We start from the raw sequence: 14,342 nt of genomic DNA, 5'->3' as shown, positions 1-14,342 counted from the left end.
GACCTTTCCCACAACTCCATACATCTCTCTCTGCCTTTGGGCATCTGCACAATGCAGCCTTAGCTGAACTTCCCTATGCTTGAGCTCTGCTCACGGGAGGGTTATATGGCTGGCTGGCATCTTGATACCAAAATGGCGCAGGATATCGTGGCGCGAACCATGCGCATCATTGATACCAATATCAACGTAATGGATGCCCGCGGGCGCATTATCGGCAGCGGCGATCGTGAGCGTATTGGGGAATTGCACGAAGGGGCGTTGCTGGTGCTCTCTCAGGGGCGCGTGGTCGACATCGATGACGCCGTGGCGAAACATCTGCACGGGGTCCGTCAGGGGATCAACCTGCCGCTGCGTCTGGAAGGAGAGATTGTTGGCGTTATCGGTCTGACCGGCGATCCTGAATCGCTGCGTAAATACGGCGAGCTGGTCTGCATGACGGCGGAGATGATGCTGGAGCAGTCGCGTCTGATGCATCTGCTTGCCCAGGACAGCCGCCTGCGTGAAGAGCTGGTGATGAATTTGATTCAGGCTGAGGAGCACACGCCTGCCCTGAGCGAATGGGCGCAGCGTCTGGGTATCGACCTGAATCAGCCGCGCGTAGTCGCCGTTATTGAGGTGGATAGTGGCCAGCTTGGTGTGGACAGCGCCATGGTGGAGCTACAGCAGCTGCAAAACATGCTGGCGACGCCGGAGCGTAACAACCTGGTGGCGATTGTCTCTTTGACGGAAATGGTGGTGCTCAAGCCTGCGCTTAATCAGTTTGGTCGCTGGGACGCGGAAGATCATCGTCGCCGCGTTGAGCTGCTCATCGAGCGCATGAAGGAGAACGGACAGCTCCGTTTTCGCGTCGCGCTGGGAAATTATTTTACCGGGCCGGGAAGTATTGCCCGTTCATGGCGAACGGCGCGCACCACCATGATGGTGGGTAAACAGCGCATGCCGGAGAGCCGCAGTTATTTCTATCAGGATCTGATGCTGCCGGTCCTGCTCGACAGCCTGCGCGGCGGCTGGCAGGCCAACGAGCTGGCGCGTCCGCTGGTGCGTCTGAAAGCGATGGACAACAACGGGCTGCTGCGCCGCACGTTGCAGGCGTGGTTCCGGCATAACGTGCAGCCGCTGGCAACGTCAAAAGCGCTGTTTATTCACCGTAATACGCTGGAGTATCGGCTTAACCGGATCTCGGAACTGACGGGGCTGGATTTAGGGAATTTTGACGACCGGCTACTGCTGTATGTGGCGTTGCAGCTGGATGAACAGAGATGATGCTGTTTGCCGGGTGGCGGCTTCGCCTTACCCGGCCTACATGCGTTCGTAGGCCCGGTAAGCGAAGCGCCACCGGGCAATAAAACGGCTCATTTGTTACGCGTCAATTTCTCAAGATCCGCTTCAATCTCGCTGATCTTATTGGTGACTACGCTTTCCAGGTGACGCAGGTCGTCAAGGATCTTACGTTTCAGATCGACTTCGCTGCGATCGCGCTGGCAGATTTGATCGAGTTCGTCGATCACGTAGCGCAGGTTAGGGCTGATTTCCTGTACTTCTTTATATCCCTGACCGATACCGTCAGCGACAACGGTCTTACGCTGGCGAGGGTATTTAAACTTCACGCTTTTGGCGAAGAACTCTCCTTTGTCCTTGTGAAAATAGATTTTCAAAATATCGTTATTGGCTTCCTGGCGGAGACTATAACGATCAATTTCATCAGGATTGGTAATGCCCAGACTTTTCAGATTATCGTACATAGCGGTACCCTTGATCTCAACATAACCTATGAATAATTAACGAAAAAATCTATTTTCGCCACCTTCGGATATAAAAAAAGCGGGGTTGCCCCCGCTTTTTGTTATACCCGATTAATCGATGGTGCGCAGCAGTTCATTGATGCCCACTTTACCGCGCGTTTTCGCGTCCACTTTTTTCACGATGACCGCGCAATACAGGCTGTATTTGCCATCTTTAGACGGCAGGTTGCCGGAAACCACAACGGAACCGGCTGGAACGCGGCCGTAGTGAATTTCACCGGTTTCGCGATCGTAAATACGGGTGCTCTGGCCAATATAAACGCCCATGGAGATCACAGAACCTTCTTCGACGATCACGCCTTCAACCACTTCGGAACGTGCGCCGATGAAGCAGTTGTCTTCGATGATGGTTGGGTTAGCCTGAAGTGGCTCAAGAACGCCACCGATGCCCACACCGCCGGACAGGTGAACGTTTTTACCGATCTGCGCGCAGGAGCCGACGGTAGCCCAGGTGTCCACCATGGTGCCTTCGTCAACGTAGGCGCCGATGTTCACGTAGGATGGCATCAGCACGGTGTTGCGTGCGATGAAGGCACCCTGACGAACGGCCGCCGGTGGTACTACGCGGAAGCCCTCTTTCTGGAAGCGCGCTTCGTCGTAATCCGCAAATTTCATTGGCACTTTATCGAAGTAGCGGCTTTCTGCTCCGTCGATAACCTGGTTATCGTTGATGCGGAAAGAGAGCAGCACAGCTTTCTTCAGCCATTGATGAGTAACCCACTGACCGTCGATTTTTTCTGCCACGCGCAGCGCGCCGGAATCCAGCAGGGAAATAACCTGGTTTACCGCTTCACGGGTCACGGTATCCACATTTGCCGGAGTGATGTCGGCGCGACGCTCAAAAGCGGACTCAATAACGTTCTGTAACTGCTGCATTGTTTACTCTTTCCATTTCACTAAAAAACACGTCACCCTTTATCGTTTGGATTGAGGGCTGCTGTCAACCGTTGTTGCACTTCAAGTTGCAGGTCATTATTAAGGGCACGCCGGTCGGCCGTCGCGATTATAAATAAATCTTCTACTCGTTCGCCAATGGTTGTAATTCGGGCGCCGTGAAGCGAAATTCCCAGATCGGCAAAAACCTGGCCGACGCGGGCGAGCAGCCCTGGCTGGTCGAGCGCAATCAGCTCAAGGAACGATTTACGGTCGGTATGGGTCGGCAGGAAATTGACCTCGGTATCGACGGTAAAGTGGCGCAGTTTTGCCGCCTGACGACGCGGCTGCGGAGGTTGCCAGCTGCGCTGCGTAATCGCCTGCTCGAGGCCAAAGCGTATCCCCTCATGCCTGTCCGACGACAGCGGGCTGCCGTCCGGCTCCAGCACAATAAAGGTGTCCATCGCCATGCCGTCGCGGGTGGTAAAAATCTGCGCGTCGTGCACGCTCAGGTTACGCCTGTCCAGCTCGGCACAGACCGCTGCAAACAAATAAGGCCGGTCCGGACTCCAGATAAAGATCTCTGTCCCGCCGCGCGTGGCCTGCGGGCTGAGCAGAATCATCGGTTTTGTCAGGTCGTGCTTCAGCAGATGCCGGGCGTGCCAGGCAAGCTGGTTTGGGCTGTGGCGCACAAAGTAGTTGGCGCGACAGCGCGCCCAAATCTGATGCAGCGCCTCTTCGTTGATGTTATCCATGCGCAGCAGAGCCAGCGCCTGCAACTGATGGTGGCGCACACGCTCGCGCATGTCGGGGGTGTTCTGCATCCCGCGACGCAGCTGTTTTTCGGTGGCGAAGTAGAGTTCGCGCAGCAGGCTCTGCTTCCAGCTGTTCCACAGGGTTTCGTTGGTGGCGCAGATATCGGCTACCGTCAGGCAGACCAGGTAGCGCAGGCGGTTCTCCGTTTGCACTTCCTCGGCGAACTGCTTGATCACTTCCGGATCCTGAATATCACGACGCTGAGCAGTAACTGACATCAGCAGATGATGGCGAACCAGCCAGGCGATAAGCTGCGTTTCACGCGAGTTCAGGCCGTGCAGCTCGGCAAATTTCAGCACGTCCTGCGCACCGAGTACGGAGTGGTCGCCGCCGCGACCTTTGGCGATATCATGGAACAGGGCGGCGATCAGGATCAGCTCCGGGTGCGCCAGACGTGGCCACAGATCAACGCACAGCGGATGGCGGGATCGCGTCTCTTCTTTAGCGAAGCTTTCCAGCTTCAGCATGACGCGGATTGTGTGCTCATCTACCGTATAGGCGTGAAACAGGTCGAACTGCATCTGCCCGACAATATGCGACCACTGGGGCATATAGGCCCACAATACGCTGTGACGGTGCATCGGCAGCAGACCGCGGCTGACGGCGCCCGGATGACGAAGCATGCTCAGGAACAGCGAGCGCGCCTCCGGGATGTAACACAGCGGCTGCTTCAGATGGCGTCGTGCATGGCGCAGATGACGCAGGGTGGTGGAGTAGATCCCGGTGATCGTGCTGTTGCGCACCATGGTGTAGAACATTCGCAGGATCGCTTCCGGTTCGCGGATGAACAGCGTTTCGTCGCGCAGATCGATAAGCGTGCCGCGCAGCTGAAATTCGTCATCAATCGGACGCGGTTTTTCGTCTGCCGTCAGCGCGAGGATCGCCTCATCGAACAGCTGTAACAGCATCTGGTTTAGCTCAGAGACGCGGCGGGTGACGCGGAAGAAATCCTTCATCATTTGCTCGACCGGCTCGTTGCCCTCGCCCTGGTAATTCAGGCGCTGCGCCACGCTGAGCTGTCGGTCAAACAGCAGGCGGTTATCGTAGCGGGTGACTTCCAGGTGCAGGGCAAAACGGATGCGCCACAGCAGATGCAGACACTCATTGAGTTCGTTACGTTCGGCTTCGGTCAGAAAACCAAACCCGACCATTTCGTCCAGTGATGTTGCTCCAAAATGTCGACGGGCGACCCATTGCAGCGTGTGGATATCGCGCAGGCCACCGGGGCTGCTTTTAATATCCGGTTCGAGATTATAGCTGGTACCGTGATAACGCTGGTGGCGCTGGTTTTGTTCTTCGACTTTCGCGGCGAAGAATTTTTCCGAAGGCCAGAAGCCGTCGCTAAAGATGTGCTTTTGCAGTTCGAGGAACAGCGCAACGTCGCCAATCAGCAGGCGGGTTTCAATCAGGTTGGTGGCGACGGTCAGGTCAGATAACCCTTCCAGCAGACACTCTTCCAGCGTGCGTACGCTGTGGCCCACTTCCAGCTTTACGTCCCAGAGCAGGGTCAACAGTTCACCGATTTTCTGCGCCCGATCGTCCGGCAGTTTTTTACGGCTTAAGATCAGCAGGTCGATATCAGAGAGCGGATGCAGTTCACCCCGGCCATAGCCGCCGACCGCAACCAGCGCGACGTCGCTCACCTGGCCGAAACCGTAGTCGATCCACAGACGTTGCAGGAGCTGGTCGATAAATTCGGTGCGCGCTTCAATGAGCTGCTCGGCCGAAACGCCTGCGTCAAATGCGCTACCCAGCCAGCGATGGAAAACTTCCATGTGGGCTTTGATATGCGCGCAGGTCAGCTCATGCGGTGGCCAGACGCCCGGGTTATCAGGCTGGTCGGGGAGGGTGGGAAGTGCTGTGTTAGCATACTGTTCGGGTAAGAGATTACTCATCGTGCGCCACCCATAAGAAAAAGCTATCGCCATTAAAAAAGCCGGCATTCGCCGGCTTCTTATCACTCAATGTTCGTCAGTATCGCCGGGATGGTGTCATCCTTGCGCAACGTCATAATTTCGCAGCCGTTGTCTGTAACCACAATAGTATGCTCGTACTGGGCAGACAAGCTTCTGTCTTTGGTTTTTACCGTCCAGCCATCTTTCATGGTACGGATGCGGTAATCACCCGCGTTGACCATTGGTTCGATAGTGAAGGTCATGCCCTTTTGCAGCACTACGCCACCGTCGTCTGCATCGTAGTGCAGAACCTGCGGTTCTTCATGGAACACACGACCAATACCGTGACCGCAATATTCGCGCACCACGGAGAAACCTTCCGCTTCCACAAATTTCTGGATTGCGGCACCGATGGTGCGCAGGCGGATGCCCGGCTTCACCATTTTCAGCGCCAGGTAGAGGCTCTCTTGCGTCACTTTGCACAGACGCTCGCCCAGAATCGTTGGCTTGCCAACGATGAACATCTTAGAAGTGTCGCCGTGGTACTCGTCTTTAATCACGGTCACGTCGATGTTGACGATGTCGCCATCTTTCAGCAGTTTTTCGTTGTCCGGAATGCCGTGGCAAACCACTTCATTAATAGAGATGCAGACGGATTTCGGGAAACCGTGATAGCCAAGGCAGGCGGAGACCGCGTGCTGCTCGTTGACGATATAGTCGTTACAGATGCGATCCAGTTCGCCAGTGCTGACGCCCGGTTTCACAAACGGCTCGATCATTTCCAGCACGTCCGCGGCCAGACGACCGGCGACGCGCATCTTTTCAATTTCTTCAGGTGTCTTAATAGAGATAGCCATGTAATCTGTCCATCGGTGTCGATTTTTTCGACAATACTAGTGTAAGTGTTGTCAATGGTATCAGTCAGGCGCACCCCGTGCCAAATTGAGAATCATTAACAGCACACTCCGCCAACAATTATTGGTTTCTGGCCGTGTTTTGTGATATAAAGCGCGCCGGACTTCCGATCCATCTCAGATACACAGGCTGGACGGGAGCGACAAATCTCACTTTGTGTAACAACACACACGTATCGGCACATATTCCGGGGTGCCCTTCGGGGTCGGTAATATGGGATACGTGGAGGCATAACCCCAACTTTCAATATAGAGGTTTTAAACATGGCAACTGTTTCCATGCGCGACATGCTCAAGGCTGGTGTTCACTTCGGTCACCAGACCCGTTACTGGAACCCGAAAATGAAGCCTTTCATCTTCGGCGCACGTAACAAAGTTCACATCATCAACCTTGAGAAGACTGTACCAATGTTCAACGAAGCCCTGGCTGAGCTGAACAAGATCTCTTCCCGTAAAGGTAAGATTCTGTTCGTTGGTACTAAGCGCGCTGCAAGCGAAGCTGTGAAAGATGCTGCTAACAGCTGCGACCAGTTCTTCGTGAACCATCGCTGGTTGGGCGGCATGCTGACCAACTGGAAAACTGTTCGTCAGTCCATCAAGCGCCTGAAAGATCTGGAAACCCAGTCTCAGGACGGTACTTTCGATAAGCTGACTAAGAAAGAAGCGCTGATGCGCACTCGTGAACTGGACAAGCTGGAAAACAGCCTGGGCGGTATCAAAGATATGGGCGGCCTGCCAGACGCGCTGTTCGTAATCGATGCAGACCACGAGCACATCGCAATCAAAGAAGCTAACAACCTGGGTATCCCGGTATTCGCTATCGTTGATACCAACTCCGATCCGGACGGTGTTGACTTCGTTATCCCGGGTAACGACGACGCAATCCGTGCTGTTAGCCTGTACCTGAGCGCTGTAGCTGCTACCGTTCGTGAAGGCCGTTCCCAGGATCTGGCTTCTCAGGCGGAAGAAAGCTTCGTAGAAGCTGAATAATAAGGTTTTACCCCTTATTAGTACCGTGTATGAATAGGGGCCCATTATCGGCCCCTTTTTTCAATTTATACTGTTTGGCTCCCGGCCGGGCAGTTCACATCTCCCGAGGATTTAAGAATGGCTGAAATTACCGCATCCCTGGTAAAAGAGCTGCGTGAGCGTACTGGCGCAGGCATGATGGATTGCAAAAAAGCGCTGACCGAAGCGAACGGCGACATCGAGCTGGCAATCGAAAACATGCGTAAATCCGGTGCGATCAAAGCAGCTAAGAAAGCAGGCAACGTTGCTGCTGACGGCGTGATCATCACCAAAATCGACGGCAACTACGGCATCATTCTGGAAGTTAACTGCCAGACTGACTTCGTTGCTAAAGATGCTGGTTTCCAGGCATTTGCTAACAAAGTTCTGGACGCAGCGGTTGCAGGCAAAATCACTGACGTTGAAGTTCTGAAAGCACAGTTCGAAGAAGAGCGTGTAGCGCTGGTTGCTAAAATCGGTGAGAACATCAACATCCGTCGCGTTTCTTCCCTGGAAGGCGATGTTCTGGGCTCTTACCAGCACGGCGCGCGTATCGGTGTTCTGGTTGCGGCTAAAGGCGCTGACGAAGAGCTGGTTAAACAGCTGGCAATGCACATCGCTGCAAGCAAACCAGAATTCGTTAAGCCAGAAGACGTGTCTGCTGAAGTGGTAGAGAAAGAGTACCAGGTTCAGCTGGACATCGCGATGCAGTCTGGTAAGCCAAAAGAAATCGCAGAGAAAATGGTTGAAGGCCGCATGAAGAAATTCACCGGCGAAGTTTCTCTGACTGGCCAGCCTTTCGTGATGGATCCAAGCAAGTCTGTTGCTCAGCTGCTGAAAGAGCACAACGCTGATGTAACTGGCTTCATCCGCTTCGAAGTGGGCGAAGGCATCGAGAAAGTTGAGACTGACTTCGCAGCAGAAGTTGCTGCAATGTCCAAGCAGTCTTAATGATTGAAAAGGAGCCGCCTGAGGGCGGCTTCTTTTTGTCACCCGTCTCACGAAATCAGACAGGCTCCAGTATCGCTGTGCTGATTTGCGACATATCATGTCGCCAGAATTAACCCCATCTTAATCGTTGACAGTCTCAGGAAAGAAACATGGCTACCAATGCAAAACCCGTGTACAAACGCATTCTGCTTAAGCTGAGTGGCGAAGCGCTGCAAGGATCGGAAGGCTTCGGTATTGACGCAAGCATCCTTGATCGCATGGCACAGGAAATCAAAGAACTGGTCGAACTGGGTATTCAGGTTGGCGTGGTCATTGGCGGTGGCAACCTTTTCCGTGGTGCTGGTCTGGCGAAAGCGGGGATGAACCGCGTAGTGGGCGACCACATGGGTATGCTGGCAACCGTGATGAATGGCCTGGCGATGCGTGATGCGCTTCATCGCGCCTATGTGAACGCTCGCCTGATGTCCGCTATTCCTTTGAATGGCGTATGCGATAACTACAGCTGGGCAGAGGCCATCAGCCTGCTGCGCAACAACCGCGTGGTGATCCTCTCCGCCGGTACGGGTAACCCGTTCTTTACCACCGATTCCGCAGCCTGCCTGCGCGGTATCGAAATCGAAGCCGATGTGGTGCTGAAAGCGACCAAAGTAGATGGCGTGTTTACTGCCGACCCGGCAAAAGATCCTTCAGCGACCATGTACGATCAGCTGACCTACAGCGAAGTGCTGGAAAAAGAGCTGAAAGTGATGGATCTTGCCGCCTTTACGCTGGCTCGTGACCACAAACTACCGATCCGTGTCTTCAACATGAACAAGCCTGGCGCGCTGCGTCGCGTTGTTATGGGCGAAAAAGAAGGCACTTTGATCACGGAATAATTTCCGTCGGCGATAAATACAGGTAAGATTCCGCTTTATTTCGACGTGGTATCTTACCCGGGCGCGCCTTTGGCGTTGTCATGAATTAAACGCGACTATACTTAGCACACCTGTAGCGCTGTGCTGGCGGATAGTCTGCCTGAGACAAGTTTTCAAGGATCCGTAACGTGATTAACGACATCAGAAAAGATGCTGAAGTACGCATGGAAAAATGCGTAGAAGCGTTCAAAAACCAAATCAGCAAAATCCGTACTGGCCGTGCTTCCCCAAGCCTGCTGGATGGCATCATCGTAGAATATTACGGTACGCCAACGCCTCTGCGTCAGCTGGCGAGCGTGACGGTAGAAGATACCCGTACCCTGAAAATCAACGTGTTCGACCGCTCAATGAGCCCGGCCGTTGAAAAAGCGATCATGGCATCCGACCTGGGTCTGAACCCAAGCTCAGCCGGCGCGGATATTCGCGTTCCACTGCCTCCGCTGACGGAAGAGCGTCGTAAAGACCTGATCAAAGTAGTTCGTGGTGAAGCTGAGCAGGGTCGTGTTTCCGTACGTAACGTGCGTCGCGATGCGAACGATAAAGTGAAAGCCCTGCTGAAAGAAAAAGAGATCAGCGAAGACGACGATCGTCGTTCTCAGGACGACATTCAGAAAATGACCGACGCGGCCATCAAGAAAATTGATGCGGCGCTGGCAGAAAAAGAAGCGGAACTGATGCAGTTCTGATTTTCGCTGTACACTGATAAACGCCGTTCAGAAGGACATTGAGTCTTGCTGGCGGCGTTTTGCTTTTATCTGGTCTAACTTTTGGGCATCTCATGAAGCATCTCACTCTCCTCGGCTCGACCGGCTCTATCGGTTGCAGCACTCTCGACGTTGTACGTCATAATCCTGACAGCTACACCGTGGCCGCGCTTGTGGCTGGAAAAAACGTGCAGCGAATGGTCGAACAGTGCCTGGAGTTTACCCCCCGTTTTGCGGTGATGGATGACGAAGAGAGCGCCCGCCAGGTGAAAGCGCTGTTGCAGGAGAAGGGCTGCCGTACCGAGGTACTCAGCGGGCAACAGGCGGCGTGCGATATGGCCGCGCTTGATGAAGTTGATCAGGTCATGGCGGCAATCGTCGGGGCGGCGGGTCTTCTGCCGACGCTTGCCGCTATTGATGCGGGTAAAGATGTCCTGCTTGCGAACAAAGAGTCGCTGGTCACCTGCGGACGCCTCTTTATGGAGGCGGTAAAACAGCGTGGGGCGCGTCTTTTGCCGGTCGATAGCGAACACAACGCGATTTTTCAGAGTTTGCCTCAACCTTTTCAACAAAACCTGGGGTACGCTGACCTGGAGCAGAATGGCGTTGTGTCGATTCTGCTTACCGGGTCTGGTGGCCCGTTCCGTGAAACGCCACTGTCTGAATTGAGCGCAATGACGCCGGATCAGGCGTGTCGTCATCCGAACTGGTCAATGGGGCGTAAGATCTCCGTCGATTCGGCCACCATGATGAACAAAGGTCTGGAATACATTGAAGCTCGCTGGCTGTTCAATGCGTCGGCGAAACAGATGGAAGTGCTGATCCACCCGCAGTCGGTGATTCACTCGATGGTGCGCTATCAGGACGGCAGCGTGCTGGCCCAGCTGGGCGAACCGGATATGCGTACGCCTATTGCTCATACGATGGCGTGGCCAAACCGCGTAAAATCGGGCGTTAAGCCTCTCGATTTTTGTAAGCTGAGTTCACTGACGTTTAGCGAGCCTGATTATGACCGTTATCCCTGTCTGAAACTGGCGATGACGGCCTTCGATCAGGGGCAGGCGGCGACAACGGCGCTTAATGCAGCCAATGAAGTGACCGTTGAAGCATTCCTGAATCAGCAGATCCGCTTTACTGACATCGCCGCGTTGAATTTATCCGTGCTGGAGATGATGGATTTGCGTGAGCCGCAGAGCGTCGAAGAGGTGCTGGCCGTGGATGAACAGGCACGCATTGTTGCGCGTAAACAGGTGACACGTCTCGCAAGCTGGTGATAAAGCAAGCACTAGTCGTCGTGCTATTTGTTAGCGTTGGGCTTCAGTGATATAGTCTGCGCCACCTGATCGCAGGTATTTGGCTTTAAGTGGTCAGGTAAGCCGTGGTTTGACACGGCTTTTTTATGTATAGGCTTCAGTATTCCTGTGTACCGTTAAATCCTTTCAGGGACTAAAAACGCGTTATGTTGTCTGCGAATCAACCAATAAGCGAAAACTTGCCAGCACATGGCTGTCGCCATGTTGCAATCATCATGGATGGCAATGGCCGCTGGGCGAAAAGACAAGGGAAGATACGAGCCTTTGGGCATAAAGCTGGGGCGAAATCTGTTCGCCGCGCCGTCTCTTTTGCCGCCAATAACGGCATTGATGCGTTAACGCTCTATGCTTTTAGCAGTGAGAACTGGAATCGACCTGCGCAGGAAGTGACTGCGTTGATGGAACTGTTCGTGTGGGCGCTCGATAGTGAAGTAAAAAGCCTGCACCGCCACAACGTCCGCTTGCGTATTATTGGCGAAACCAGTCGTTTTAACTCACGTTTGCAGGAACGGATTCGCAAAGCAGAAGCGCTGACGGAAAATAATACCGGCCTGACGCTCAATATCGCGGCGAATTACGGCGGACGCTGGGATATTATCCAGGGGGTTCGGCATTTGGCTGAGCAGGTTCAGGAAGGGCTGTTAAGACCCGACCAGATTGATGAAGAGGCGCTGAGTCAGCAAATCTGCATGAATGAACTGGCACCCGTGGATTTGGTTATAAGGACAGGGGGGGAACATCGCATAAGTAACTTTTTGCTGTGGCAAATTGCCTACGCCGAACTTTACTTTACGGATGTTCTTTGGCCAGATTTTGATGAACAAGACTTTGAAGGTGCGCTGCATGCCTTTGCCAATCGAGAGCGTCGTTTCGGCGGCACCGAGCCTGGTGGCGATAACGCCTGATGGGGGTAGCTTTTGCTGAAGTATCGCCTGATTTCCGCTTTTGTATTAATACCCGTCGTCATCGCAGCGCTGTTTTTACTGCCTCCGGTGGGATTCGCTATTGTTACGCTGGTGGTGTGTATGCTCGCCGCGTGGGAATGGGGGCAGCTTAGCGGCTTTACCTCGCGCACTCAGCGGGTATGGCTGGCGGTACTCTGTGGTTTTTTACTGGCCCTGATGCTGTATACCTTGCCTGAATATCATCATGATGTTCACCAGCCGCTGGTTGCCGGATCCTTATGGATATCGCTGGCCTGGTGGATTGCTGCGCTTGTTTTAGTGCTTTTCTATCCGGGCTCTGCGGCGATCTGGCGTAACTCTAAAGTGTTGCGCCTTATTTTTGGTCTGCTCACGATTGTTCCGTTTTTCTGGGGGATGGTTGCGTTGCGCGCCTGGCACTATGACGAAAACCACTACAGCGGCGCGATATGGCTGCTTTATGTGATGATTCTCGTCTGGGGGGCTGACTCCGGGGCCTATATGTTTGGTAAACTGTTCGGCAAACATAAACTGGCGCCAAAGGTTTCTCCGGGCAAAACCTGGCAAGGCTTCATCGGCGGCCTGTTTACGGCAGCGATTATCTCCTGGGGCTATGGCGTCTGGGCGAATCTTGAGGTTGCCCCCTCCACGCTGCTGGTATGTTCGATTTTCGCGGCGCTGGCATCGGTGCTGGGTGATTTAACCGAGAGTATGTTTAAGCGTGAAGCAGGGATTAAGGACAGTGGTCACCTGATTCCAGGACATGGCGGAATACTGGATCGCATTGACAGCCTTACCGCGGCTGTTCCCGTATTTGCTTGCCTGCTTTTACTGGTGTTTGGGACGATATAACGGAAGGTTTTATGCTGAGCATTCTCTGGAATCTGGCGGCGTTCATTGTTGCACTGGGTGTACTGATTACCGTGCATGAATTTGGCCATTTCTGGGTTGCCCGGCGCTGTGGTGTGCGGGTGGAGCGATTCTCGATTGGCTTTGGCAAATCGCTCTGGAAGCGCACCGATAAGCATGGCACCGAGTTTGTCATTGCTCTGATTCCCCTGGGCGGCTATGTCAAAATGCTCGACGAACGCGTTGAGCCTGTCGCCCCGGAACTTCGCCATCGCGCGTTTAACAATAAAACTGTTGGACAACGTGCTGCCATCATCGCTGCCGGCCCGGTAGCCAATTTCATCTTCGCTATCTTCGCCTACTGGCTGGTGTTTATCATCGGCGTGCCTGGCGTACGCCCGGTCGTGGGCGAAATCACCACGGGTTCTATTGCGGCAACGGCGCAAATTACACCGGGAATGGAACTTAAAGCGATTGATGGTATCGAAACCCCTGATTGGGATGCCGTGAGGTTACAACTGGTTGCCAAAATCGGTGATGAGCAGACAACCGTCAGCGTATCGCCATTTGGTTCCGACCAGCGGCAGGAAAAAGTGCTGGATTTACGCCACTGGCGCTTTGAGCCAGACAAAGAGGACCCTGTCGCCGCACTCGGGATTCGACCGCGCGGCGCGCAGATCGAGCCGGTATTAGCCGAAGTACAGGCCAAATCGGCAGCGAGTAAAGCAGGTTTACAAGCGGGTGACAGGATCGTTAAAGTCGATGGTCAGCCATTAACACAATGGATGACCTTTGTTACTCTGGTGCGCGATAATCCAGGCAAGCCGCTCGCGCTGGAAGTGGAAAGGCAGGGGAGTTCGCTCTCACTGACTCTCACCCCGGATACCAAATCGGGCGGCGGTAAGGCGGAAGGGTTTGCAGGCGTTGTGCCGAAAGTGATCCCACTGCCAGATGAGTACAAGACAATACGCCAGTATGGGCCGTTTAGCGCCATCGTTGAGGCCACGGATAAAACATGGCAGCTGATGAAGCTTACGGTCAACATGTTGGGGAAATTGATAACCGGTGATGTGAAACTGAACAACCTCAGTGGGCCAATTTCGATTGCTCAGGGGGCTGGGATGTCAGCGGAGTTCGGGGTGATTTACTATCTCATGTTCCTTGCGCTGATTAGCGTGAACCTGGGGATAATCAACCTGTTCCCGCTTCCCGTATTAGATGGGGGCCATCTGCTGTTTTTAGCGATTGAAAAGCTAAAAGGCGGACCGGTATCCGAGCGAGTTCAAGACTTTAGTTATCGCATTGGCTCGATTTTGCTGGTGCTGTTAATGGGGCTTGCACTTTTCAATGATTTCTCTCGGTTGTAAGAGAGTTAGTTAG

General features: G+C 53.9%; 13 protein-coding genes. 9 read left to right on the top strand and 4 right to left on the bottom strand.

Annotated features, from left to right (window positions below; translation table 11 throughout):
- Positions 1-105 precede the first annotated feature (105 nt).
- Positions 106-1,263, top strand: a complete 1,158-nt coding sequence (locus INF61_RS18520; RefSeq protein WP_003856217.1) for a CdaR family transcriptional regulator — start codon at positions 106-108, stop codon at positions 1,261-1,263.
- An 89-nt stretch (positions 1,264-1,352) separates the two neighbouring features.
- On the opposite strand, the gene INF61_RS18515 is transcribed toward INF61_RS18520, so the two are convergent.
- The 4 genes from INF61_RS18515 to map all read right to left on the bottom strand — a co-directional run bounded on the left by INF61_RS18515 (position 1,353) and on the right by map (position 6,243).
- Positions 1,353-1,742, bottom strand: a complete 390-nt coding sequence (locus INF61_RS18515; protein WP_015572719.1) for a DUF3461 family protein — start codon at positions 1,740-1,742, stop codon at positions 1,353-1,355.
- Between the two features lie 111 nt (positions 1,743-1,853).
- Positions 1,854-2,678 carry a 2,3,4,5-tetrahydropyridine-2,6-dicarboxylate N-succinyltransferase gene (gene dapD, locus INF61_RS18510; RefSeq protein WP_003856214.1) on the bottom strand — a complete coding sequence of 275 codons (825 nt, stop codon included), beginning with the start codon at positions 2,676-2,678 and terminating at the stop codon, positions 1,854-1,856.
- 32 nt (positions 2,679-2,710) lie between these two features.
- Positions 2,711-5,386 (bottom strand): bifunctional uridylyltransferase/uridylyl-removing protein GlnD, encoded by a 2,676-nt coding sequence (glnD, locus tag INF61_RS18505; RefSeq protein ID WP_003856210.1) that lies wholly within the window; start codon positions 5,384-5,386, stop codon positions 2,711-2,713.
- 62 nt (positions 5,387-5,448) lie between these two features.
- On the bottom strand, positions 5,449-6,243 hold the full coding sequence (gene map / locus INF61_RS18500; protein WP_032652626.1) for a type I methionyl aminopeptidase: 795 nt from the start codon (positions 6,241-6,243) through the stop codon (positions 5,449-5,451).
- Positions 6,244-6,564: 321 nt separating this feature from the next.
- Here map and rpsB point away from each other — a divergent pair, with 321 nt between their 5' ends.
- The 8 genes from rpsB (at position 6,565) to rseP (ending at position 14,329) form a co-directional block, all read left to right on the top strand.
- Positions 6,565-7,290 carry a 30S ribosomal protein S2 gene (rpsB, locus tag INF61_RS18495; protein ID WP_003856207.1) on the top strand — a complete coding sequence of 242 codons (726 nt, stop codon included), beginning with the start codon at positions 6,565-6,567 and terminating at the stop codon, positions 7,288-7,290.
- Between the two features lie 117 nt (positions 7,291-7,407).
- Positions 7,408-8,259, top strand: a complete 852-nt coding sequence (gene tsf / locus INF61_RS18490; protein WP_015572722.1) for a translation elongation factor Ts — start codon at positions 7,408-7,410, stop codon at positions 8,257-8,259.
- A 149-nt stretch (positions 8,260-8,408) separates the two neighbouring features.
- Complete coding sequence (gene pyrH, locus INF61_RS18485) at positions 8,409-9,134, top strand: UMP kinase (protein ID WP_002889306.1); 726 nt, start codon at positions 8,409-8,411, stop codon at positions 9,132-9,134.
- A gap of 167 nt (positions 9,135-9,301) precedes the next feature.
- Positions 9,302-9,859: a ribosome recycling factor gene (gene frr, locus INF61_RS18480; RefSeq protein ID WP_017383739.1), complete on the top strand. Its 558-nt coding sequence runs from the start codon at positions 9,302-9,304 to the stop codon at positions 9,857-9,859.
- A gap of 92 nt (positions 9,860-9,951) precedes the next feature.
- Complete coding sequence (gene ispC, locus INF61_RS18475; protein ID WP_023315432.1) at positions 9,952-11,151, top strand: 1-deoxy-D-xylulose-5-phosphate reductoisomerase; 1,200 nt, start codon at positions 9,952-9,954, stop codon at positions 11,149-11,151.
- Positions 11,152-11,336: 185 nt separating this feature from the next.
- Positions 11,337-12,095, top strand: coding sequence for a (2E,6E)-farnesyl-diphosphate-specific ditrans,polycis-undecaprenyl-diphosphate synthase (gene ispU / locus INF61_RS18470; protein ID WP_003856176.1), 759 nt, complete (start codon positions 11,337-11,339; stop codon positions 12,093-12,095).
- A 12-nt stretch (positions 12,096-12,107) separates the two neighbouring features.
- Positions 12,108-12,965: a phosphatidate cytidylyltransferase gene (gene cdsA / locus INF61_RS18465; RefSeq protein WP_003856175.1), complete on the top strand. Its 858-nt coding sequence runs from the start codon at positions 12,108-12,110 to the stop codon at positions 12,963-12,965.
- A gap of 11 nt (positions 12,966-12,976) precedes the next feature.
- Positions 12,977-14,329 (top strand): sigma E protease regulator RseP, encoded by a 1,353-nt coding sequence (gene rseP / locus INF61_RS18460; RefSeq protein ID WP_003856174.1) that lies wholly within the window; start codon positions 12,977-12,979, stop codon positions 14,327-14,329.
- Positions 14,330-14,342: the final 13 nt, after the last annotated feature.

The organism is Enterobacter cloacae complex sp. P18RS, assembly GCF_014982105.1.
Lineage (GTDB): Bacteria > Pseudomonadota > Gammaproteobacteria > Enterobacterales > Enterobacteriaceae > Enterobacter > Enterobacter hormaechei_C.
Note: the sequence above shows the minus strand (reverse complement) of the source record. Positions and strands in the feature narration are given on the sequence as shown.